The sequence below is a fragment of the Segatella copri DSM 18205 genome (assembly GCF_025151535.1).
GTDB classification, from domain to species: domain Bacteria; phylum Bacteroidota; class Bacteroidia; order Bacteroidales; family Bacteroidaceae; genus Prevotella; species Prevotella copri.
Map to the genome: position 1 here is coordinate 1644022 of NZ_CP102288.1, position 23424 is coordinate 1667445.

Sequence of the window (23424 nt, forward strand, 5' to 3'; positions counted from 1 at the left end):
TGTATCATAAGTTATACTTTATGAGCCCGCTCCCATATGAAATCACTAAAGCCCCTTATAAACAGAAAAAAGGGAACGACACCTCTCGGGCCATTCCCTTTTCAACATTATGTACGAGAAAAAAATTAGTTATTCTCAGGGCGAAGTTTACGAACTGTAACACCAGCCTGCCACATTTCCTTGTTGCGCATAGCCTCGAGTTCAGCGTTCAACTTCTCGCGGTAATCAGCCTGAGAGTTCTTGTCGATAGAAATCTGAGCCTCGTTACCAGTCTTTACAGAGTAGTACAACCACTCCATTACAGGCTTGATAGCCTCACGGAAACGAGGAGCCCAGTCAAGAGCACCACGCTGAGCTGTAGTTGAACAGTTAGCATACATCCAATCCATACCCTTAGCACCGAAGAGAGGGCCAAGGCTCTGTGTGAGCTCCTCAACAGTCTCGTTGAAAGCCTCAGATGGTGAGTGACCATTCTCGCGGAGCACGTCATACTGTGCCTCCAACAATCCCTCAATTGCACCCATCAATGAGCCACGCTCACCTGTGAGGTCAGAAGTAGCCTCACGCTGGAATGTTGTCTTGAACAAATAACCGGCACCGATACCGATACCGAAGGCAATAGTCTTCTCCTCTGCCTTGCCAGATGCATCCTGGTATACAGCGTAAGAGCAGTTCAAACCACGACCCTCACAGAACATAGTGCGGAGAGAAGTACCAGAACCCTTAGGAGCAACCATGATTACATCAATATCCTTTGGTGGAACAACGCCTGTACGGTCGCTCCAATTGATAGCGAAACCATGTGAATAATACAAAGTCTTACCTGGTGTGAGGTATGGTTTAATCTTTGGCCAGCATGCAATCTGACCGGCATCAGAAAGCAACATACAGATGATAGTACCCTTTTCAGCAGCTTCCTCGATAGAGAACAGAGTCTTACCAGGAACCCAACCATCTTTCAGACACTTCTCGTAGGTCTTACCCTGACGCTGTCCGACGATGACGTTGAAACCATTATCGCGAAGGTTACAAGCCTGACCAGGACCCTGGATACCATAACCGATAACTGCGATTGTTTCGTTCTTCAATACTTCACGTGCTTTCTCCAATGAAAATTCATGACTGGTGACAACAGTTTCCATTACGCCACCGAAATTCATTTCTGCCATAATTTTTATTTTTTTTGTGCGGCTTGCCGTTTGTGGAGCCGCGGGTTATACTTGTCCATACGGATGCGAGCTGTATTCTTATCCAAAGAGAGCCTGTTTGATCCGTCCACCCCCTATCCAAGAAGGCGGCTCTGGGTTTATTCTTATTTTCTGAGTGCAAAGGTAAGCAAATAAAATGAAACTACCAAATTTTTCTTTCAATTTTTAATAAATTTAGCCTTACTTCTTACAACTTCCACCTCATTTACGTCATTTTTGCCGGTTTTTGTTATCTTTATGCAGTATTCTTGCATTTCTTCTGCCTCACTTGTTTCTTCCAAATAGAAATGAAGTTGGTCTCCCTGGTGACTTTCTGCTACGTAAGCTATCTCAAATCTTTGCAAAAAGTGAGTTTTGTAATAATCCAGATCAAAGAGGTCGAGGATATGTTCGATGTATTTCACCGAGTTGATGTGCCCGTTAACATCTACATCATGATAATAGGTGTCAATGGTTCTCACCAGCTTGGCATCCTTGCCCATTTTCACTCTCGAACTTGCCTGGATAGGACAAGGTTTTTCTGAATCAATATATTCTTTGATGAGCCCGTCGTGAATTTCAAAAATATCAACAGGCTGTCGGGTTTCCGTATCAATCATTGCCCACACGCTCTTGCCGTAGCCGTAAACCTTGGCTTCTTCGGATGATGATGTCTTGCCGCAGATTTTGAAATCTCGGGATGTGAAATATTTCATGGCACTCTCGCACCAGGTTTCTACTACAAAGCGGTCGTAAGACTTCGGCATCTCTGTCATCTCAATGGCCAGTCGGCTGAGAACCCATGTCTTGTGTCTGGGCATGAGGTAGTTCATACCGAACCCGCGGTCGTTGCTGTGAAAATCGGCAGCATTGAGCAGATGATTTCCGAGATGCCCCATAAAGAGGTGGCTGCTGAAATCGCAGTGGAAAGGCTCCGATAGGAATTCGTAACGCCCTACCTTATCTAATATTTTCTGTTCCATAATATCTGTCTCGTCCTTTTACTTTGTTGTCTGTCTTGTTGTTTTAAACCGAAAAAGCCCCCTGCTCCGCTAGTTTGAAGCCAGGGGAACAAAGGGCATCAAAATATGAAAAAAATCTAATCTTCTGAATTCTGCTTGAGATAATCAGAGATGGGTTCGTCAAAACTTCTCGTAACAGCGATTCTGCCGCTTCGGGTATACTGAAGCAGGCAGTTGTAGCTGTTGAGCTGCTGGAAGAGGTCAGCAATGTCTTCGGTAAGTCCTGCCAGAAGCACGGTGCTGTAGGTAGGATTCACCTCCATCATGCGGGCATCATGCTTGCGGATGGTGCGCGAAACCTCTGGATTTTCAAGCAATACCGGAGTGGAAATCTTGAAGAGAGCCACTTCATGGATGAAGATCTGGTCGTCGGTGTAGTAATCGCTCTTCACCACGTCAATCTTCTTCTCTATTGCCTTGTTGATTTTCTCAATCTGCTCTTCATCACTCCAAACCGTGATGGTATACTTGTGTATATTCTTGATACTGCTGGCCGAAACATTCAAGCTCTCGATATTTACCTGTCTGCGAGTAAACACGGCAGTAATCTGATTCAGGATACCGGCAATGTTTTCTGAGTAAACAAGCAATGTATATAATTTCTTTTCGTTGTTATTCTCCATTTTTCCAAATTTTAAAATAATCGGTTACTTTTCGGAGTCTTTCCTTTTCGGAGGATGCTCCCTCATGAAGGAATTTACACCTTATTATATATAGCCGAAAGCTTTTAATAATTCAACTCGAGTTGCATCTCATCTACACTCTTGCCCGGCAGCGTCATCGGAACGATGTCTTCATTCTCCTTGATGGCGCACTCCAGCAGGTAAGGACCCTTGGTGCTGATCATCTTCTCCACCTTAGCCTGAAGGTCCTTGCGGTCTATTACTACATCGTATGGTATGCCGTAGGCCTTGGCAATCTCTGCATAATGAGGATTCATCATGTGGGTGAAGGAGTGACGGCCACCGAACATCAGGTCTTGCCACTGGCGCACGTTGCCCAGATAGTTGTTGTTCAGCAGAATCATCTTTACCGGTGCCTGCTGCTCCATGATGGTACCCAGTTCCTGGATGTTCATCTGGAAACCGCCGTCGCCGAAGAAACAGCAGATGGTGCGGTCGGGAGCTCCGAAGGTGGCACCGATGGCTGCCGGAAGGCCGAAGCCCATGGTTCCGAAACCACCACTGGTTACGATGCTCAGCTTCTTGGTAAACTTGAAGTAGCGGCTACTGATCATCTGGTTCTGACCTACGTCGTTTACGAGAACTGCTTCATTATGAGTAGCTTCCGTTACCACGTTGGTCACCTCGCCCATAAGCAGCGGTCCCTCTGTAGGGTGGATATCCTTCTCTATTACCTTTTCCTGTTCCTGCTGGCGGTATTCCTCGAAGGAATCTCTCCACTCGCGGTGAACATTCTTGTTCAGCAGACGGGTAATGGCTGGCAGACTCTGCTTGCAGTCGCCCACAACAGCCACATCGGTCTTGATAACCTTGTCAATCTCAGCCTTATCAATGTCCAGGTGAATAATCTTGGCCTGGGGAGCATACTTAGAAGGCACGCCTGTGATACGGTCGCTGAAACGCATACCGATGGCGATGAGCACATCACATTCCTGGGTCTTCATGTTGGTAGCATAAGAACCGTGCATGCCGAGCATACCCATGTTGAGCGGGTGGTTGCTAGGCAGGGCAGAAAGGCCGAGCAGGGTTCTGCCGGCAGGGATATCTGCCTTCTCGAGGAATTCGATGAGTTCATTATGTGCACCGCCAAGCTCTACTCCATGACCCACGAGGGCGAATGGTTTCTTGGCATTGTTGATGAGTTCGGCAGCTTCAGCCACCGCCTTTTCATCTATCGTAGGATAAGGGTTGTAAGATGTAACCTTCTCACATTTCACTGGTTCCCACTCGCATGTAGCCACCTGCGCATTCTTTGTAAAGTCGAGCACCACAGGTCCCGGACGTCCGCTGCGGGCGATGTAGAAAGCACGGCTCACAGCCCATGCCACATCCTCGGCACGGCGTATCTGGTAAGACCACTTGGAGATTGGCTGGGTAACACCCACGAGGTCTACCTCCTGGAAGGCATCGGTACCCAGGGCACCTACGCCGACCTGTCCGGCGATGACTACGATTGGTGTAGAATCCATCATGGCATCAGCGATGCCGGTCAATGTATTAGTAGCTCCAGGACCACTAGTGACAAGAGCGACGCCCACTTCGCCGCTGACTCGGGCATAACCCTGTGCAGCGTGAGCAGCAGCCTGCTCGTGACGTACCAAGATGTGGTCAAACATCTTCTTTTCACCTCTCGTGTAACCGTACAGTGCATCAAACACTGGCATGATGCTGCCGCCCGGATATCCGAAGATGTTTTTAACATCCTCGTTTTTCAGGGAGCGCATCAGTGCTTCGGCTCCTGTTATTACTTCTTTTGCCATTTATATTTTATTATTCTGAATAATTCAAAAACTTTTCTTTTCTCAAAGACTCTAAAAACTGTCTTTTCAAAGACTCTCGAAGACTAGTCGATGATTCTCACACCGCCCTTATCTGCCGAACTTACGCTCTGGGCATAAGCGCGCAGTGCCTTGCTAACCACGCGGTTGCGCTTCAGCGGCTGCTGTGGGCGTGCTGCGAGTTCCTCGTCAGAGAGCTTCACATTGATGGAGCGGCTAGGGATATCAATGACGATGATGTCGCCATCCTTAATCTTGCCGATGTTACCACCTGCTGCAGCCTCAGGACTGATGTGACCGATGCTCAAGCCTGATGTACCGCCTGAGAAGCGGCCATCGGTGATGAGGGCACATTCCTTGCCCAGGTGACGGCTCTTGATGTAAGAGGTTGGGTAGAGCATCTCCTGCATGCCAGGGCCACCCTTCGGACCCTCGTGGGTGATGACTACGCAGTCGCCTGAGTTAACCTTGCCGCCAAGGATGCCTTCGCATGCATCTTCCTGAGAATCAAAGCATACGGCTGGACCCTCAAAATGCCAGAGCACTGGATCTACGCCGGCTGTCTTTACTACGCAACCGTTCTGGGCGATGTTGCCGAAGAGCACTGCCAGTCCGCCATCCTTGGTGTAGGCATGCTCGAGGTCGCGGATACAACCCTCGGCGCGGTCGGTGTCAAGACTCTCCCACTGAGCGTCCTGGCTACCCATCTGGGTAGAGAACTTTCTGCCCGGTGCAGAGTGGTAGATTCTGTCAGCCTCGGCATCAATCTCTGTGCCGGTAATGTCGTATTTCTTCATCTGCTCATCAAGTGTTTTGCCGTCAACACGCTTTACGGCGCCGTTGATCAGACCGCCCTTGTTCAGCTCGTTCAGGATACCGAGGATACCACCTGCGCGGTTGCACTCCTGTACACTGTATTTCTGGGTGTTAGGGCTCAACTTGCAGAGGCAAGGCACCTTGCGACTCAATTGGTCGATGTCTTCCATCTTGAAGTCTGCGCCAGCTTCCTGAGCTACTGCCAGCAAGTGGAGCACGGTGTTGGTGCTTCCGCCCATGGCGATGTCCAGGGTCATGGCGTTGAGGAATGCGTCGCGGGTAGCTATATTGCGTGGCAATACGCTCTCGTCGCCGTCCTCATAATATGCATAAGCGTTCTTAACTATCTGGCGTGCTGCATCTTTAAAAAGTTGGATGCGGTTTTTGTGGGTAGCAAGAATGGTTCCGTTACCTGGCAAGCTCAGACCGATGGCCTCAGTGAGTGAGTTCATTGAGTTGGCGGTAAACATACCTGAGCAGCTACCGCAACCTGGGCAGGCGCACTGCTCAATCTGCGTCATCTCCTCGTCAGAAACGCTTGTATCAGCACCCTTAATCATAGCTGTAATCAAGTCGGCGTTCTCACCCTTCCAGCGTCCGGCTTCCATAGGTCCACCTGAGCAGAACACGGTAGGAATGTTCAGTCGCATAGATGCCATGAGCATACCTGGGGTTACCTTGTCGCAGTTTGAGATGCAGATCATGGCGTCGGCCTTGTGAGCATTGACCATGTATTCTACAGAGTCGGCAATGATGTCACGGCTTGGGAGGGAATAGAGCATTCCGTCGTGTCCCATTGCGATACCGTCGTCAACGGCGATGGTATTGAATTCGGCTGCGTAGCACCCCATAGCTTCGATTTCCTTCTTGACGATCTGACCGATTTCATGAAGATGGGTATGACCTGGCACAAACTGCGTAAAGCTGTTCACGATAGCAATGATTGGTTTACCAAACTGCTCGTGTTTCATACCTGCAGCTACCCAGAGTGCTCGGGCACCTGCCATTCTTCTGCCTTCAGTACAGACGCTACTTCTTAATGGATGTTTCATATCTTTTATTTTCTTTTATTTTCTTGCTTAAAAGGGCTCTTTCGAGCCCCTTTGTTATAATTTGCCTGCAAAGATACAGAGAAATTATGTAATAGCCAACTAATTTCGTATAAATTTTCACAAAACTTCGTATTTTTGTTAGAAAAATAAATAAAATGCTTACAATTTATCACGATAGATACTCATTTCTGCTGATTTTGTGCAAAAAAAACAAGAAAGAGCTTATTAACCACACAGAACTCTTATCTTATTAAGATTACCTGACGAAAAAGTATAAAGCGAGGCGGCCAGACATGTAAGAAAGGTAAGAAGAAAAAAAATCCTCCTAAACCGAAGTTTAGGAGGACCTGGTCACAAGACCAAATATCTGAAACTACTTATTTCTTTATTCAGCTGCATTGTTATCATTGAATGTAGCAACACGGTTGAACTCAACCTGCTTGAAGAGCTTGTCAGTAGCACCCATACCCTTAGCCTGAAGACGATTTGCGCTAATCTTGTAAGTCTTAACGAGAATGTTCTTTACAGCATTGGCACGAGCCTCAGAAAGTTTCTGGTTAAGTTCCTTAGAACCCTCTGGAGATGCATAACCCTTAATTTCAACCTTAGCATCTGGATGATTCTTCATATACTGAGCAATCATCTCGATGTTTGGCATCTGGCTACGCTCTACTTTTGACTTACCTACAGTAAACAATACTGTTGGCTGCAAATTGGTAGCAGTAGCTGGCTTTACATACTTAGGAGCCTTCTGGCACTCATTGAGCGCATTCTGGAGATCCTTGATCTGCTTGTCCTTAGCTGCGAGTTCAGAATCCTTGCTATTCAAGTCGTTGCGGAGGTTGTTGATCTGACCATTCAAACCATCAATCTCGTTCTGGTCGCGTGGAGTTACGATAGTGAAGTTGTGAGAGTTGTTAGAACCCTTGAACTTGTAGTTAACACCCACCTTAACCTGAAAAGCAGACTTGTTAACATCAAACTGGCAACCATTGCAAGCACTCTTGTTGTCGTGAAGGAACCAATTCATAGATGGCTCTACATATACCTGCCAAGCCTTGTTTGCGCCAAGGTTGAATGCGAAGTCAACACCTGCGTTAGCTGTGAGGGCATTGAGGTTGCCATTATGAAGGTTGAAAGAGTGGTAAGCGCCGATGCCTGCCAATGGGATGATTTCGAATTTACGTGGCTCACCCTTGTAACCCAAGAAGAGGTTTGTTGCATTGATAGTACCGATGAACTTACCGCTTGCACCACGAACCAAAGTCTTATGTGTATAAGGCAGGTTGCGGTTACGAGCATAGAGGTCAGCCTCTACAGCAGCACCCCAAACTGGAGTAAACCACTTTCCGAGACGTACACCTACTGAAGGATTTACGTTCTTGAACCATGCATTGTGAGTAGTCTTTGTAGCAGCTCCAACGTTTACACCAAGATACCAATTGTCAAAGAACTTGCTCTCCTGTGTAGTCTGAGCAGATGCAGATACTGCCATTACGGCAGCAGCAAACATTAATACTAACTTTTTCATTTTCTCTCTAAAATTTGATTTTATATAAATTACTTAAAACTTCTTTTCAGGGTGCAAAATAATAAAAAAAATTATTAACTACCAAATTTTTGGCCATATTTTATGCTGTAAAACATAAAAAATGGAGAAAAAGAACATTTTTATATCCTATTTCTCCATTCTATTTTACTCAAAATGAATAATCTGAACCATTATTGGTTCTATCCGTTTCTATCAGAAAACATCTTCTGAAGAAAGCTAAAGTTCGAAAACCTGAGCGCTTCTGCCTGCGATGGTTACCTGCTTGTTGCCCAAGCCAGAAACCGAGAGTTTCAGCGTGCGAGGCAAGGCATTCACCACTTTAAGCCAGGTTTTGCCCGATTTAGAATCCTTCACCACACTGGTGCCCACATATTTCTTCAGCGCATCCGGCAGACTGAGCACGGATGAGATGTAGAGGTCACCGGCATGCTGACCGAACATCTTCTGCATCTTGTAGCTCTCGCTCGCGCGTACATTATTATTATCAAAGTAAATCATGTCCGGCTGCCAGTTGCTGTATCCGTCCTTACACAAGAGAGGAGCATAGGATGTCATTTCTACCACATCGCCGTTGCGCTCCACATTGCAGAGGTGGATGCCCTCAGCCAGCGCATTGTCTACCGCATTGGCACCGCGAGATGCATATTCGCCCAGATAAACCTTAGGAGCCTTGCGGTCGTAATGGTCGTAATAATCCTGATGGTTCAGGAACCAGCCCGGCTGCTCATAATAATGCTCGTCTACGGCATCAATCCAGCGCTTGTTTTCGCGGGCAATCTTCCAACCCTCAATATAATCGGAAGACGGGAAGTGGAACGGACCTACGGTACCCACAACCTCTATCTGAGGATACTTCTGCTTCACTGCCTTGCAGATCATCAGGTAGCGCTGCTCGAAATCGGTAGAGATGAGGTCTTCGTTGCCGATGCCTATCATCTTGAGGTTGAACGGAGCCGGATGACCCGCATCGGCTCTCATCTTAGCCCACTTAGAGGTGGCAGGGTCGCCATTCGCCCATTCTACCAGGTCTAGCACATCCTGAATATACTGCGGCATCTCGCTCATCGGGATTCCGCCCTGCTGACCAGCCACTCCGCGCTCATCTGCCACAGAGTTCTGACAAGGAACACCTGCCGCCAATACAGGCAGCGGCTCGGCTCCCATATCCTCGCACCACTGGAAATACTCATAGAAACCCAGCTGGCTGGTCTGATGGTATCCCCAGATGTTGTAGGCTGGCTTGCGATCTTTCTGCGGACCCACGCTCTCCTTCCAGTGGTAAATGTTCTTGAGCCCCTGACCGTGGAGCATGCAGCCGCCCGGGAAGCGCACAAAGCGAGGCTTCAGGTCGGCAATGGCCTCGGCAAGGTCTTTACGTAGTCCATGACCCTTGTAAGTATCTTGTGGTTTGAGACTTACCAAGTCTACCGCCACTTTCTGCTCGCCCTTAGGTAAGATAGCGAACCGGATGTTCTTGCCCAGTTTACCCTCCTTGGTGGTGGCTTCACTGGCGAGTTCGCCCTCATATTTATCGGTCACAATGAGCTGCGCCTTATATTCCTTCCAGTCTGCGCCCTGCACCTTGATCTTGGTCTGGCATACCGGCAATCCCTCCTGGTTTACGAGCGCCAGGGTGAGGTCTTTCTTCTTGGCATCAATGCAGCGGGCGTGCAGGCTCACCTCGTAGATGGCCGGCTGATGCTTACCCTCCTTGCCCTCAACGGCAGCTCCGCGACGTATGGCGATGCCGTCCCAACCTATATTATAAATAGGTGTAGCGCCCAGAACGGCGTAATGGGCATTGTTCTGGCTCACCCCGTTTTCGGTGGCGATGCCCTCTTTCTCTACCCCCACCCATGCCGTGGTGGCATTCCACTGGTGACGGTGGTCTTCCTTGTTATACTCAAAGTCGCCGTTCTGCAACATTTCTGCAGAGAGTCCTCCGTCGGCAGCGCGGCTGATGTCTTCGAAGAAGATACCCATCAGCTTGTTGGAGATGCGGTGGGATTTCTGTGGATTGATGCTGAGGTTGGCAGGGATTTCCGAATCTTTCGGCAGGTCGATGTGGTTGTCCTTGGTATAAGCTGCGAGGTCGGCATCGGTCTTCGGCATCGGCTGGGCGTTGAGTTTTGCCTCTTCAGAGAGGGCGTGGAACCAGGAACGGATGTAGTTGAGATGCACGGCCGGCACCTCGAAATCGCAGCCATGGAAGAGTTTTCCGCCTATGGTTGCAGTGTCGCGCTGCCAGAGTATCTCATCGGCAGAAGCCTCCAGCGTATCTTCCTTAAAGGTACGGAAATCGTTGCTTGCCTGTACGTATCGCTTGCCCTTAGATGTCTTGAGATAGATGTCGAAGTTGCCGTCATCCATCTGATAGGCAGCCACATCCTTCACGCCCTTTTCGCGGATGATGGGATAATCCTGCGGGCGCCAGGTGATGAGGTCTTCTGAATAGGCTACGGCAAACTGCGGTGCATGCTGGTTCACGCTCCAGAGTGCGCGCCATGTGCCGTCGTTGGCTTTTACCACGAAGGGGTTATACATATTCTTTTCAGCTCCCCACGGACCGTAGTCGCTGGCGCAGAGCTGTCCTACATCCACCCAACGCTCATCGTCGGTGAAATAAGCCAGATGCAATCCCTGGTTGGGTGCTGGCGAATAGATGAATATCTGGCAGATGGAATCCTTGCCCTGTATGGTGTATGCAGGGGCATCCTTGTCTATTTGCTTCTGCATCTGCTGCCTGCTGACAGCCTGACTGGCACTGGCAGCTGCCACGAGCAGCGCTGATGTAAATACGTACTTAAGTTTTATCATGTTTCTATATTTTTAGATTAATATTGTTTGTTCATTTTACACTCTTTCTCTCGGCTGGATAAAAAGGCAGAGTGCATCACTGCACCCTGCCCCACAAATTAGAGAGTTATAAAAAATCAAGTATGCAGTGACTTAAGCACTGCTTCTTTCTGAAATAATTATCTTCTTTCTAGCTGTAATATTCCTTCTTGCCGGCAGCCAGCGTATTCTTCATCAGCGAACAGATGGTCATCGGACCAACACCTCCCGGAACAGGAGTGATGAAGGAGCACTTCTCTGCCACCTCGTCGAATTTCACATCACCGTTCAGGCGGAAACCGCTTTTCTTCGTAGCATCAGGCACGCGGGTGGTACCCACATCAATGACAACGGCTCCCGGCTTCACCATATCGGCTGTCACGAAATCAGGACGGCCTATGGCTGCGATGATGATATCTGCCTCCTGACACTCTTTCTTCAAATTCTTGGAATGGGAGTGGCATACGGTGACGGTAGCATCGCCATACTGCTTCTGCATCATCAGCTGAGCCATTGGTTTGCCTACGATGTTGCTTCTGCCCAAAATGACGCATTTCTTGCCACTGGTCTCAATATTGTAATGCTGCAGCAGGGTGAGGATACCGAGTGGAGTAGCAGAGATGAAACAAGGCATGCCGAGCGACATTCTGCCCACGTTTACCGGGTGGAATCCGTCTACATCCTTGCGGTAATCTATGGCCATAGTCACCTTCTGCTCATCGATGTGCTTAGGCAGAGGAAGCTGAACGATGAATCCGTCAACATCATCATCCTGGTTCAGCTTGTCTACACACCGCAGGAGCTCTTCTTCGGTAACATCCTCCTCATAACGGATGAGGGTCGACTTGAATCCACACTTCTCGCAGGCCAGCACCTTGTTCTTCACATAGGTTTCGCTGCCTCCGTCGTGCCCTACGAGCACGGCTACCAGATGTGGCTGCTTGCCACCGGCGGCAACAATCTGTGCCACCTCCTGGGCTATCTGTTCCTTGATGGCGGCTGCCGTCGCCTTTCCGTCGATTAACGTCATTCTTTCTTTAGTTTATAATTTATAATTTATAGTTTATAGGGCATTCTTGCCTATCGCAAGTTTGCTATATGGCAAAGCCGCTATAAACTATTAACTGTCAACTGATTTACATTCCCGGCATCTTAGGCATGCCTGGCATACCCTTCATGCGGCTCATCATCTGCGCCATTTTGTTGCCGGTCATCATCTGCATCATCTTGCGGGTCTGGTCAAACTGCTTGATGAGTTTGTTCACCTCCTGGATATTGGTGCCCGAACCCTTAGCGATGCGCTGGCGGCGTGACGTGTTGAGGATGGCCGGGTTGGTGCGCTCCTTAGGAGTCATACTCTGGATAATGGCCTCTACGCCCTTGAATGCATCCTCTGGGATATCTACGTCGCGGATAGCCTTGCCAACCCCCGGAATCATCGCTGCCAGATCCTTAATGTTACCCATCTTCTTGATCTGCTGGATCTGGTTGTAGAAATCGTTGAAGTCAAACTGGTTCTTTCTGATCTTCTTCTCCAGTTTCTTGGCCTCTTCCAGGTCGAACTGCTCCTGTGCGCGCTCTACGAGGGATACCACGTCACCCATGCCGAGGATTCGGTCTGCCATACGAGCTGGGTGGAACACGTCAATGGCGTCCATCTTCTCGCCGGTACCTATAAACTTGATTGGCTTGGTTACCACGGTACGGATACTGAGGGCAGCACCACCGCGGGTATCACCATCGAGCTTGGTGAGAACAACGCCGTTGAAGTCGAGGCGGTCGTTGAATTCCTTAGCTGTGTTTACGGCATCCTGACCGGTCATGGAGTCAACCACGAAGAGGGTTTCGTCTGGACGTAGATGATTCTTGAGATTGCTAATCTCGTTCATCATCTGCTCATCAATGGCAAGACGTCCGGCTGTATCGACGATTACCACATCGTTGCCGTTGGTCTTAGCCTGCTGGATAGCATGGTCGGCGATACTGAGCACATCCTTGTTCTCTGGCTCGCTGTATACCGGAACACCCACCTGCTCACCCACTACATGGAGCTGCTGGATAGCTGCCGGACGGTAAACGTCGCAGGCCACGAGCAATGGCTTCTTGCCTTTCTTGGTCTTGAGCATATTGGCAAGCTTTCCGCTGAAGGTAGTCTTACCCGAACCCTGCAGACCGCTCATGAGGATGACGGCCGGATGACTTTCGAGCTTCAATGGGGCTTCTTCGCCGCCCATGAGTTCTTCCAGTTCATCGTGCACCAACTTGATCATCAACTGTCCCGGCTTTACGGCAGTAAGTACATTCATGCCGAGTGCTTTCTCCTTCACCTTGTTGGTGAATTCCTTAGCCACTTTATAGTTTACATCGGCGTCGAGGAGTGCACGGCGCACATCCTTCATGGTTTCCGCCACGTTGATTTCTGTAATTTTTCCCTCGCCCTTCAAGATTTTGAACGAGCGTTCCAGTCTATCACTTAAATTTTCAAACATTTTTCTTTCTTTATATTTTTGGCTACAAAGATACGACTTTTTTTCGAGAAAGCCAACTTGTTTATGCTTTTTTTTTATCCCGTCGGCTAAAATAGCTGTCGCTCTGCCTTTCCCGAGTTCATTTCTTCAGTTTACTCTTGTGCTTATTTTTCAGGATTCTCCTTCTTTTTCGATTTTGATTCAGCATCAGAAGTTGCTTTATCCTCTTCTGTAGCCATTTCAGAAGAAGGATCTTTCTTAAAAGCCGAGACATCATACGGATTAGTCAATTCATACTTTTTCCCCGTTGCTTTTTCATAAGCAGCTACCACAGGATCCTTATGTTCCATTTTTTCAAATACCTTTTTAGCCTGTTGCAGATGCTTCTTATCACGTTTTCCCTGTTTATCCATCCATCCGAAAGCATCGAAACCAATGCCAGCAGACGAAGTTGGCAAAGAGTTTATCTTCTCCTGAATATCCTCTTCCATGTTTTTGATGCCTTCCTGATTCTTGCCCCAAACTGTCACTTCGCCTAATTGTTTGGCATCCGGCAAGAGAAACAGAGTATCCGGCAGTTCCTTGTACCGGATAGTTGCCTTCATAAAACCAGGTTTCGATACAGTTGCTGAATCAAACTGATAGCGCATCGTCCAATAGCCCCGATAATCTGTTCTTGCCCAATGATTGTTATTGGTATGAATAAGTGCTTCACGAATAGGCACATGATTTTCTGCCGATGCGATGACACAGGTTTTCTGCGCATAGGCTACCTGCCCTAACATGGCAAGCAATACTGTTAAAATCAATATGATACGCTTCATGCTTTTCTCTGATTTATTTCTTTTCTTTGTACCAGACAAATTACTTCTTCTTAATATGAATCTGATACAAAAGTAATGATTAAATCTGATATTTCATTAAATTCCCAAAGAAGTTTAAGTTCATTTAAAGAGTAATGTAAAAAAATTAAACGTCTATAACAGTTGGTCTATATATATAGTATCATTCAAAGGTATATAGTATCATTCAAAGGTATATAGTATCATTCAAAGGAAAGATATGGTGTTTTCAACACTAAGAAATATTTTTATAAGTAAAAGCATATAGTTTTTAGAGTTCTTGCATATAGTCTTTTTAGTCAAAACACATAGTTTCTCAAGTCAAAACACATAGCTTCCCAGATATTACCACTAGGCTCAGCAGCTCTGCCGAGCCTAGTCAGCAGGTCTGCCGACTGCAGTCAGCACATCTGCCGAGCCTAGTGACAAATCCCAGTAAAAGCAGTTCCGTTACTGCAGAAATAATTCACTTAATTCTATTGAATTCATTTGATTATTCTACTATTCCACGTTGCTCGATTCTCTTAGCCTCTTCAAGAAGCTTGATGGCATCTACATACTGAGCGATGCCCTGAGCCACCTCCTTGGCAGCCTTCATTGCCAGAACTACAGTCTGCGGACGGTGTACCACATCACCTCCGGCAAACACACCGCGACGGGTGGTCATACCGAACGGACGTTCAACAACTTTTACATATCCCTTCTCATCCACCTCGATTCCGGCAGTGGTAGAAACGATACGGTTGGCAGGTCTTGAACCGATAGCGAGATAGATTCTGTCGAATTTTTCTACCCTTTCACCCTCAGGAGTGTTCAGCACACAGCTTCCCAGACGGCCGTTTTTGCCCTTCAGAAAGGCCTCGACGGTAGTTTTCCACTCAAATTTCACGCCTTCCTTCACAGCATCTTCATATTCGCTCCGGATCGCAGGCATCTCTTCCTGGGTCTTACGGTACAGCACGGTAACGTCGGCACCTAGTCGGATAGCGGTACGGGCAGCATCCATGGCCACGTTTCCGCCGCCAATGACACCCACCTTCTCGCCGTCGCGCAGCGGAACCATGTCGCGGGTCAAAGCGCCTTCGTTATAGGCATTCACGTTATGCAGAAAGTATGTACTCTGGCTCACACCGTGGAGCTTTGAGCCCGGTGTAGAGTCCATGTTCTGAGGCACGCTGGTACCTGTGCCCATAAAGATGGCGTCGTAGCCTGCACGGAACAGACTGTCGATGGTTACATTGTTCTCGCCCACCATGCAGTTGGTGATAAACTGCACGCCGAGGGCAGCAATCTTAGCCACCTCATCGCGCACTACCGACTTAGGCAAGCGATACTCAGGAATACCGTACATCAACACGCCTCCCGGCTCAGCCTGGCCCTCGAAAATGGTGACGTTGAAGCCCTGACGCGCCAGATCGCCGGCTACGGTCAAGCCCGCTGGACCCGAACCGATGACTGCCACACGGCCACGTGTTTTCTGTGGCAACATCTCGCGCGAAAGGTTCATCTTAGTATCAAAATCGGCAATAAACTGCTCCAGTTTGCCGATCTGTACCGGTTTGCCTTTCTTTCCGAGCACGCAGTTGCCCTGACACTGTTTCTCATGAGGGCATACACGGCCGCAGATGGCCGGCAGGTTGCTCTTGGCATTGATGATGCTCATCGCCGCACCCATGTTACCCATAGAGAGTTCGTGTACGAAATCAGGTATGTCGTTGCCTATCGGGCATCCCTTCTTGCACTGCGGAATCTTGCAGTGTAGGCAGCGTTTTGCCTCTTCAATGGCTTCGTGGGTTGAAAAGCCCTCGTTCACAACCTGGAAGGCAGCAGCATCTGTCTGCTGTTCAGCTGCATCATTCTGTTTTGCAGCATCGGCAGTTTCCGTCTGTTTCACTATTGTTTCTGTTGTATTCTGCCCAGCGGTCTGTGCCTCTGCAGCATTCTTCATATTTTTCATTTCTTTCTGTTCACTCATAATAGAACTGCTCTCCTGTTTTATTGATTCTACAATCTATCCTTTGATTTGTGGGTGCAAAGGTACAAATAATATTTCATAAATTGCCCCTATCTCCTTACATATTTTCATTTTGCCCCCTTTTTTCCTTATTATCCACCTACTGGCGCCTTACCGGGGACGCACACCTGCCTAATCACTAACCGGGGGTGGTCATTAAGCTTTTCCGCATCCGGCAACACATAAAAAGGGCCCTACATTCACATGCAAGGCCTTTAAATATTCAATATGAAGGTTCTACATTCACATGCAAAAACTTGCAAATATACGGAAGGGGGGAAATAATATAAGGGCTCCCCCCATTAGATATAATATTTTATTTTTCCTTAATCTCAATATCTTCCTTCACATGATTTCGGATTTTGGTAAGGAAGAGTTTCATACGCTTCGCATCCTTGTGGTCGATGATGTCGATGAGCTCAGCAAGCTCCTCTCTGATCTGTGTCACCTGACCCGATGTGTATGGGTTGAAGAGGATTTCCTGCAGCAGGTAATCATCTTCGTTGAGCACGCCCTTAGCTATCTGCATATGGCGCTTGAAGGTGGTGCCCGGAGCATCCTGGTGCTTCATCACTGCCGCAAAGGCAAAGGTGCTCACGAAAGGAATACTCAGCGAGTAGGCCACCGTCTGGTCGTGCTCATCAAATGTATACTCATGCAGACTCAACCCCAACTTCTGGTAGAGGTCCTTGAAGAATATCTTGCCCATGTAGTCACCCTCCTTGATGATGACTGCATTCTCCTCTGAAAGCTGGTTCAGATTGGCAAAGGTTGGGCCGAACATAGGGTGCGTGCTCACGAAGCGGAAACCGCTCTTCTCGTAAAACTCCTGCAGCCCGGTCTTTACCGAAGCTATGTCGCTGATGATGCAGTCGTGAGAGAGATGTGGCAACACCTCTTCGAAGGCTGGCAGCGTATATTTTACCGTCACCGCATTGATAACCAGTTCGGGGCGGAACATCTCTATCTCTTCCATCTTGGTGAAGCGGTAACAGTTGTAGGTGAAGCGCAGACGCTTAGCATCCTTCTCGTAAACCGCCACCTCGTGGTCGAAGCTGAGCAGGTCGATGAAGAAACTTCCCATCTTACCTGCTCCCATAATCAATATTCTCATCGCCAGTATCCTTTACTTCTGGTTCAGGATTTCCAACTGCTGGCGGACACTCTCCTCATGGATGTGCTCGAAAATCTGAGCGGCAAACTCAGGGCTCATGCCGCAGAGGGCTGCCTGGGCTCCACGCTTGTCGAGAATCTCGTTGTAACGGTTGGTCTGAACGATGGTCATGTTGTGCTCCTTCTTGTAGGTACCAATCTCGCGGCAAACGCGCATACGCTTAGCCAGAAGATCCATCAGCTGGTTGTCGCACTCGTCAATCTGACCGCGCAGCTGGTGCAGACCCTCTGTAGAATAATGCTCATCGCGCACTACGAGGAGGCTGAGGATGTAATCCAGCACCTCTGGGGTAACCTGCTGCTTGGCATCGCTCCATGCATCGTCTGGGCTGCAGTGGCTCTCTACGATGAGTCCGTCGAAACCTAAGTCCATTGCCTGCTGGCAGAGAGGGGCAATGAGGTCGCGTCGGCCACCGATGTGGCTAGGGTCGCAGATGATTGGCAACTGTGGTATGCGGCGGTGCAACTCGATAGGAATCTGCCACATAGGAAGGTTGCGGTAAATCTTCTTGTCGAAGCTGGAGAATCCACGGTGGATGGCACCGAGTTTCTTGATGCCTGCCTGGTTGATGCGCTGCAGGGCACCGATCCAAAGCTCGAGGTCTGGGTTTACCGGGTTCTTAACGAGCACAGGCACGTCTACGCCCTGAAGACTGTCGGCAAGTGCCTGCATGGCGAACGGGTTGGCAGATGTACGTGCGCCTACCCAGAGAATGTCGATTCCATATTTCAGTGCGAGCTCTACATGCTCTGGGGTAGCCACCTCAGTAGCTGTCAGCATGCCTGTTTCTTCCTTCACCTGCTTCATCCAAGGCAAGGCTGTTTCACCGTTACCCTCGAAGCCTCCCGGTTTGGTGCGTGGCTTCCACACACCTGCGCGGAACATGTGGCAACCTTTGGCAGCCAACTGCTTAGCGGTACTCATAACCTGCTCTTCTGTCTCTGCCGAGCAAGGGCCGGCAATGACGCAAGGGCGTTCCTGATCACTAGGAAAATTCAATGGTTCTAATTCTAATTCCATAGTCGTATATTTTTATTTTTTTACTTTTTTTCTTTTTTATCTTTAAGATTAAAGCCCAGGGGGACCAGCGATGGAATCGCTGGGAACGGGGGCGGAAAGGTGAAAGGCTCTTTTTACCTTTCAAAGGGGTTAAGGCTCTTTTTACCTTTTTACCCTTCTACCTTTTTAACTTTCAAAGGCCTTTTACTTTTCAAAAACCTTCTTGATTCTTTCCAGGGCCTCTTTCATCTTCTCATCCTTGGCACAGAGGCTGATACGGATGTAACGCTTGCCGTTGGTTCCGAAGATGAAGCCAGGGGTGATAAAGACGCGTGCCTCATGCAGCACCTTCTCTGTCAGGTCTTCTACATCGGCATATTTCTCAGGTATCTTGCCCCAGAGGAACATACCTACCTGGTTAGGGTCAAACTGGCAGTCGAGCACCTTCATGATCTCCTCAGCAATGTCGCGACGGCGGCGGTAGTTCTGGATGTTGTTCTCGCGGTGCCATTCATCCGTGTTGTTCAACATCGCCTCGGCAGCTGCCAGCTGTATGCCTCGGAAACTTCCGTTGTCGATGTTGCTCTTCACCTTCAGAATCCATGAGATGAAGGTCTTGTTGCTCGAAATCATCGCCACACGCCAGCCTGGCATGTTGTGGCTCTTGCTCAGGGAATTGAACTCGATGCAGCAGTCCTTAGCTCCCGGCACCTGCATGATGCTCATAGGGTGCTCGTTGAGGATGAGCGAATATGGGTTATCGTTCACCACCACGATCTTGTGCTTCTGGGCGAATGCCACCAGCTTTTCGTAGGTTTCGCGCTTTGCCACACCGCCTGTCGGCATGTTAGGATAGTTGGTCCACATCAGTTTTACGTGGCTCAGGTCCATCTTCTCCAGGGCGTCGAAATCGGGCTGCCATCCGTTATCCTCTCTCAGATCGTAGTAGGTAATCTTGGTACCCAGAATCTTGTTGATGGCGGTATAGGTAGGGTATCCCGGATTCGGGATAAGCACCTCATCGCCAGGGTTGCAGAAGGCGAGCGTTACGTGCAGAATGCCTTCCTTGCTACCTATGAGGGGCTGGATTTCTGTAGCCCAGTCGAGGTCTACATCATACCAGCGCTTATAGAAACCAGCCATTGCTTTGCGCAACTCTGGTATGCCCACCGTAGGCTGATATCCGTGTGCGTTTGGATTGTTGGCTACCTCGCAGAGCTTGTCAATGGTCTGCTTAGAAGGCGGCATGTCTGGACTTCCGATGGCCAGACTGATGATGTCCTTGCCCTCGGCATTAAGCTTAGCCACTTCCTTCAGCTTTCGGCTGAAGTAGTATTCCTGTATTTCCGTTACTCTATTGGCTGGTTGTATCATAATTCTTATTTTTAACTATTAACTGTTAACTATCAACTATTCCTTCTCCTCATATTCTCCCAACACCTTTATTTTCTTCACGAGCGGCGTAATGGCGTCGATGCTCTGGCGGTATCGGGTCAGGTTGTCGAAAGTGAGGTCTACGTAGAAGAGGTATTCCCACTCATGTCCGATGTTTGGCAGCGACTGAATCTTGGTGAGATTGATGTCGTAGAAACTCAGGATGGTGAGCACCTTGGAGAGCGATCCCTTATCGTGAGCCAGACTGAAAACGATGCTCGCCTTGTTGGCCTTTTCGATGGGACGGAGCAGGGCTGCCTTCTGGGGATTGCAGACCACGAGAAACCGGGTGTAGTTGTGCGGATTGTCGTGGATGTCTTCCTGCAGCACCTTCATGCCGTACATGTGGGCAGCGTAAGAAGAGCAGATGGCTGCCCATCCCCTTACCTTGTGCTGGGCGATGTAGGCTGCCGAGCCTGCGGTATCTTCTGCCTCCACCGCCTTGAGGTCGGGATGGTTGGCAAGGAACTTGCCGCACTGCATGAGGGCTACCGGATGGGAGTGAACCTCCTGCAGGGTGCTCCAGTCGTCTTCTGGCAGACAGCAGATGCTGTGCTCTATATGGAGCTTGTGTTCGCCTACCACGGTGGTTCCGCTCTGCCGGAGCAGTTCGTAATTGTGGAGCAGGCTGCCCGCGATGGTGTTTTCTATAGCGCAGATGCCTACTACAGTAGGGTCGCGCTTGATGTTTTCGAACACCTCTTCAAAGGTAGCACAACAGATGATTTCAATCTGTTCGCCCTCGAAATACTGGTGGGCGGTAATGTCGTGGAAAGATCCCAGCTCTCCTTGAATTGCTATTCTCTTCATGTTTCTTTTATCTTGTCTAATGTTACGAAAAACGGTCCTACTCAATAAGAGCGGGACCGTTTCGATGATTTCAAGAATCTAATATCCTAAGTTGAAATTTACACGCAACTTCCCGCTTTACAATTATTTGCAAAGTAAAAGTAATAGCTAAAAAAGAATGCGTTAAACTTCTTCATTGTCTTTACATTTTATATGTTACTCACTTTTGTTCTTTCCGAGCCCGTTTCTCCTTTATTATATAAGGAGCAGGGAGTGCTCAGATTTCGAGTCTCGACTTGCAAAAATCTCAACTCGACTGCAAAAGTAACATTTTTCTTTGATATTGCCAAACAATTTGATATATTTTTCTTCATTTTCCTTATATTTTATGCTAAAAAACATATTTTAGCCCGATTTTTATCATCAGAATACGGAAAAATGCAGAAAAAGGTACTCAAAAGCTAGGCGCTAGAGAGAGACGCAAACGCCGGAATCTGTGAGGCAAGCCCCTTCCTTTATCTGCAATGTTCTCTGCCTTCAGCCTTGAATTCTCCTGTCAGCTCCCCTACTTTCTCGGGGTTCAGCTCCAGGTAGCGCTTCATGTCCTTTCCGGCACCATCCTTGTCGCCCATCTGCATCAGCAGATTGCCGCGCTTCAGGAGATTCGCGCTCAGAGAGGCTTTTACAGACGAGTGTTCCGCAGAATCCTTCTGTTCTGCCAATTCTTTCTCCTGCTCTACAATCTGCTGCGTCAGCGTAGCAAGCAACAGAACAGGGTTTATCTGGTTCAAATCCATAGCCTTATATTTTTACAAAAAGTTATTCTGTTGTATATCAAGGAGTTAACCCACTTAATGCCCTAAAACAGGGCGTCAAAGTATGAGCCACTCCTTATTATAATAAAGGTGTAATTTACTTGATGGCCCCGATAATCTCAGTCACACTCTTGCATCCGTGAGCATCAAGCCACTCGTTGATTCCATCCTTTACCTTCTTCGTAACCGCAGGATCAATGAAGTTGGCTGTACCAATCTCAATGGCCGTAGCACCGCACATCAGGAACTCAATGGCATCCTTGGCAGAAGAAATGCCGCCCAGACCAACAACCGGAATGTTTACGGCATGAGCCACATCCCAAACCATGCGCAGGGCAACAGGCTTCACGCAAGGACCGCTCAAACCACCCGTACGGATGCTCAAGAGAGGCTGGCGCTTCTCAATGTCCACCGCCATACCCATCAGCGTGTTGATGAGCGAAACAGAATCGGCACCCTCAGCCTCCACGGCACGGGCGATGTCGGCAATGCTGGTAACATTAGGCGAAAGCTTCACGATGAGGGTCTTCTTATAAACCTTTCTCACCGCCTTCACCACGCTGGCTGCACCCTCGCAGGTTACACCGAAGGCCATGCCGCCATCCTTCACGTTAGGACAGGAGATGTTCAGCTCTATAGCCGGAATCTTATCCAGCTCGTTGATGCGCGCCGCACACTCAGCATAACTCTCAGGCGAATGTCCGCTCACGTTGACAATCATATTGGTATCAATGTCCTTGATCTGAGGATAAATATGAGAGCAGAAATGCTCCACACCCTTGTTCTGCAAACCTACGCAGTTGAGCATGCCCTGAGGCGTTTCAGCCATACGCGGATAGTCGTTTCCCTCGCGCGGTTCCAGGGTAGTGCCCTTCACGATAATACCGCCAATCTCCTCTAGAGGAACGAAATCGGCAAATTCCAATCCGTAGCCGAAAGTACCCGATGCAGTCATCACAGGGTTCTTCAACTCCAAATCCTTTATCTTTACACTTAAATCAGCCATAATCTTCTGTTTTACTTAAAAATGTTTTTACAAACAAAGACAAAAGAATTCTTCGTTCTTCACTCTTCGTTCTTCACTCTTCACTTCCAAACAAATTCTTCACTCTTCGTTCTTCACTCAATTAGATTTCCCAAGTAAGTTTCTTGATGTTGATGACAGGTCCATCCTTGCAGACGCACTGGTTACCCTCGGTAGTTTTCTCTACGCAGCAGAGGCAGGCACCCACGCCGCACGCCATCTTGTTCTCAAGAGAAACCTCACACTCCACGCCAGCCTTCTTGGCAAAGCGAGCCACGCTCACCATCATCGGCTTAGGTCCGCAGGTAGAAATCATATCAAACTTCTCGTTCTCCAGAACAGAGTGATTGGTAACGAAACCTACCTCGCCAGCCGAGCCATCCTCGGTAGTGATGCATACCTTTCCAATCTTGGCAAACTCATCCAGTTCGAGCAGATCTGTAGCCTTGCGTGCACCCAGCAGGAAGGTAACTTCAGCCCCGAAATCCTTGATGAGTTTTCCGAAATAGAGGAGCGGAGCCACACCTACGCCGCCACCTACGAGCAGATATTTCTGGCTCTTCCCGGTAGGCATGGTGAAGCCGTTGCCGAGAGGCAGCATACAGTTGAGCACGTCGCCCTCCTTGAGCTGTCCGAGCTGACGGGTACCATCGCCCACCATTGCTACGAGCAACCAGAGCTGATTATTTTCACGATCCACGAAATTGATGGAGATAGGACGGCGAAGCATGGTAGTAGGCGAATGGTCTACTCTTACTTCAACGAATTGGCCAGGCAAGATTTCAGGCAAAGGTTTCTCATCGGTAAGCTTAATCAAAACGTGCTTATCGCTAAGCGCCTCTACAGAAACCACCTTGAGGTCGAGAACATATTTTTTCATCTTATTGCTAATTTTTAATATGCTTATTATATAATGTACGTATATTATAATAGGTACCCG

At 48.5% G+C, this 23424-nt stretch carries 18 protein-coding genes; all 18 read right to left on the minus strand.

Annotated features, from left to right (window positions below; translation table 11 throughout):
• Window positions 1–125: 125 nt before the first annotated feature.
• The 18 genes from ilvC to NQ544_RS07105 all read right to left on the minus strand — a co-directional run bounded on the left by ilvC (window position 126) and on the right by NQ544_RS07105 (window position 23364).
• Window positions 126–1169, minus strand: a complete 1044-nt coding sequence (gene ilvC / locus NQ544_RS07020; protein WP_006847380.1) for a ketol-acid reductoisomerase — start codon at window positions 1167–1169, stop codon at window positions 126–128.
• Between the two features lie 197 nt (window positions 1170–1366).
• A complete protein-coding gene (locus NQ544_RS07025) occupies window positions 1367–2170 on the minus strand; it encodes an acyl-[acyl-carrier-protein] thioesterase (protein ID WP_006847379.1) in 804 nt (267 codons plus the stop codon).
• 116 nt (window positions 2171–2286) lie between these two features.
• Entirely contained in the window at window positions 2287–2832 is a 546-nt protein-coding gene (gene ilvN, locus NQ544_RS07030; protein WP_006847378.1) for an acetolactate synthase small subunit, read from the minus strand.
• A gap of 104 nt (window positions 2833–2936) precedes the next feature.
• Complete coding sequence (ilvB, locus tag NQ544_RS07035; RefSeq protein ID WP_006847377.1) at window positions 2937–4652, minus strand: biosynthetic-type acetolactate synthase large subunit; 1716 nt, start codon at window positions 4650–4652, stop codon at window positions 2937–2939.
• Window positions 4653–4735: 83 nt separating this feature from the next.
• A complete protein-coding gene (ilvD, locus tag NQ544_RS07040; RefSeq protein ID WP_040552905.1) occupies window positions 4736–6538 on the minus strand; it encodes a dihydroxy-acid dehydratase in 1803 nt (600 codons plus the stop codon).
• Window positions 6539–6923: 385 nt separating this feature from the next.
• Window positions 6924–8069 (minus strand): OmpA family protein, encoded by a 1146-nt coding sequence (locus NQ544_RS07045; RefSeq protein ID WP_006847375.1) that lies wholly within the window; start codon window positions 8067–8069, stop codon window positions 6924–6926.
• A gap of 237 nt (window positions 8070–8306) precedes the next feature.
• Window positions 8307–10907: an alpha-L-arabinofuranosidase family protein gene (locus tag NQ544_RS07050; RefSeq protein ID WP_006847374.1), complete on the minus strand. Its 2601-nt coding sequence runs from the start codon at window positions 10905–10907 to the stop codon at window positions 8307–8309.
• 169 nt (window positions 10908–11076) lie between these two features.
• The gene (gene folD, locus NQ544_RS07055; protein ID WP_006847373.1) at window positions 11077–11955 is read right to left on the minus strand and encodes a bifunctional methylenetetrahydrofolate dehydrogenase/methenyltetrahydrofolate cyclohydrolase FolD; all 879 of its coding nucleotides are present in this window, start codon (window positions 11953–11955) and stop codon (window positions 11077–11079) included.
• 106 nt (window positions 11956–12061) lie between these two features.
• Window positions 12062–13414, minus strand: a complete 1353-nt coding sequence (gene ffh, locus NQ544_RS07060) for a signal recognition particle protein (protein ID WP_006847372.1) — start codon at window positions 13412–13414, stop codon at window positions 12062–12064.
• Window positions 13415–13557: 143 nt separating this feature from the next.
• The gene (locus NQ544_RS07065; RefSeq protein WP_006847371.1) at window positions 13558–14217 is read right to left on the minus strand and encodes a hypothetical protein; all 660 of its coding nucleotides are present in this window, start codon (window positions 14215–14217) and stop codon (window positions 13558–13560) included.
• A gap of 511 nt (window positions 14218–14728) precedes the next feature.
• Entirely contained in the window at window positions 14729–16192 is a 1464-nt protein-coding gene (locus NQ544_RS07070; protein WP_228023567.1) for an NAD(P)-dependent oxidoreductase, read from the minus strand.
• Window positions 16193–16565: 373 nt separating this feature from the next.
• Window positions 16566–17363, minus strand: coding sequence for a prephenate dehydrogenase/arogenate dehydrogenase family protein (locus tag NQ544_RS07075; protein ID WP_006847369.1), 798 nt, complete (start codon window positions 17361–17363; stop codon window positions 16566–16568).
• Between the two features lie 12 nt (window positions 17364–17375).
• A complete protein-coding gene (locus NQ544_RS07080) occupies window positions 17376–18443 on the minus strand; it encodes a bifunctional 3-deoxy-7-phosphoheptulonate synthase/chorismate mutase type II (protein ID WP_006847368.1) in 1068 nt (355 codons plus the stop codon).
• A 183-nt stretch (window positions 18444–18626) separates the two neighbouring features.
• Window positions 18627–19796, minus strand: a complete 1170-nt coding sequence (locus NQ544_RS07085; RefSeq protein WP_006847367.1) for a pyridoxal phosphate-dependent aminotransferase — start codon at window positions 19794–19796, stop codon at window positions 18627–18629.
• Between the two features lie 36 nt (window positions 19797–19832).
• A complete protein-coding gene (locus NQ544_RS07090) occupies window positions 19833–20666 on the minus strand; it encodes a prephenate dehydratase (RefSeq protein WP_006847366.1) in 834 nt (277 codons plus the stop codon).
• 494 nt (window positions 20667–21160) lie between these two features.
• A complete protein-coding gene (locus NQ544_RS07095; RefSeq protein WP_006847364.1) occupies window positions 21161–21442 on the minus strand; it encodes a hypothetical protein in 282 nt (93 codons plus the stop codon).
• Window positions 21443–21557: 115 nt separating this feature from the next.
• On the minus strand, window positions 21558–22466 hold the full coding sequence (locus NQ544_RS07100) for a dihydroorotate dehydrogenase (RefSeq protein WP_006847363.1): 909 nt from the start codon (window positions 22464–22466) through the stop codon (window positions 21558–21560).
• Between the two features lie 121 nt (window positions 22467–22587).
• Window positions 22588–23364, minus strand: a complete 777-nt coding sequence (locus NQ544_RS07105) for a dihydroorotate dehydrogenase electron transfer subunit (protein WP_006847362.1) — start codon at window positions 23362–23364, stop codon at window positions 22588–22590.
• Window positions 23365–23424: the final 60 nt, after the last annotated feature.

What these genes read in the sequence shown, in the direction of transcription:
- ilvC (WP_006847380.1), bottom strand. Translation starts at nt 1,169, where the DNA reads ATGGCAGAAATGAATTTCGGTGGCGTAATGGAAACTGTTGTCACCAGT.
- NQ544_RS07025 (WP_006847379.1), bottom strand. Translation starts at nt 2,170, where the DNA reads ATGGAACAGAAAATATTAGATAAGGTAGGGCGTTACGAATTCCTATCG.
- ilvN (WP_006847378.1), bottom strand. Translation starts at nt 2,832, where the DNA reads ATGGAGAATAACAACGAAAAGAAATTATATACATTGCTTGTTTACTCA.
- ilvB (WP_006847377.1), bottom strand. Translation starts at nt 4,652, where the DNA reads ATGGCAAAAGAAGTAATAACAGGAGCCGAAGCACTGATGCGCTCCCTG.
- ilvD (WP_040552905.1), bottom strand. Translation starts at nt 6,538, where the DNA reads ATGAAACATCCATTAAGAAGTAGCGTCTGTACTGAAGGCAGAAGAATG.
- NQ544_RS07045 (WP_006847375.1), bottom strand. Translation starts at nt 8,069, where the DNA reads ATGAAAAAGTTAGTATTAATGTTTGCTGCTGCCGTAATGGCAGTATCT.
- NQ544_RS07050 (WP_006847374.1), bottom strand. Translation starts at nt 10,907, where the DNA reads ATGATAAAACTTAAGTACGTATTTACATCAGCGCTGCTCGTGGCAGCT.
- folD (WP_006847373.1), bottom strand. Translation starts at nt 11,955, where the DNA reads ATGACGTTAATCGACGGAAAGGCGACGGCAGCCGCCATCAAGGAACAG.
- ffh (WP_006847372.1), bottom strand. Translation starts at nt 13,414, where the DNA reads ATGTTTGAAAATTTAAGTGATAGACTGGAACGCTCGTTCAAAATCTTG.
- NQ544_RS07065 (WP_006847371.1), bottom strand. Translation starts at nt 14,217, where the DNA reads ATGAAGCGTATCATATTGATTTTAACAGTATTGCTTGCCATGTTAGGG.
- NQ544_RS07070 (WP_228023567.1), bottom strand. Translation starts at nt 16,192, where the DNA reads ATGAAAAATATGAAGAATGCTGCAGAGGCACAGACCGCTGGGCAGAAT.
- NQ544_RS07075 (WP_006847369.1), bottom strand. Translation starts at nt 17,363, where the DNA reads ATGAGAATATTGATTATGGGAGCAGGTAAGATGGGAAGTTTCTTCATC.
- NQ544_RS07080 (WP_006847368.1), bottom strand. Translation starts at nt 18,443, where the DNA reads ATGGAATTAGAATTAGAACCATTGAATTTTCCTAGTGATCAGGAACGC.
- NQ544_RS07085 (WP_006847367.1), bottom strand. Translation starts at nt 19,796, where the DNA reads ATGATACAACCAGCCAATAGAGTAACGGAAATACAGGAATACTACTTC.
- NQ544_RS07090 (WP_006847366.1), bottom strand. Translation starts at nt 20,666, where the DNA reads ATGAAGAGAATAGCAATTCAAGGAGAGCTGGGATCTTTCCACGACATT.
- NQ544_RS07095 (WP_006847364.1), bottom strand. Translation starts at nt 21,442, where the DNA reads ATGGATTTGAACCAGATAAACCCTGTTCTGTTGCTTGCTACGCTGACG.
- NQ544_RS07100 (WP_006847363.1), bottom strand. Translation starts at nt 22,466, where the DNA reads ATGGCTGATTTAAGTGTAAAGATAAAGGATTTGGAGTTGAAGAACCCT.
- NQ544_RS07105 (WP_006847362.1), bottom strand. Translation starts at nt 23,364, where the DNA reads ATGAAAAAATATGTTCTCGACCTCAAGGTGGTTTCTGTAGAGGCGCTT.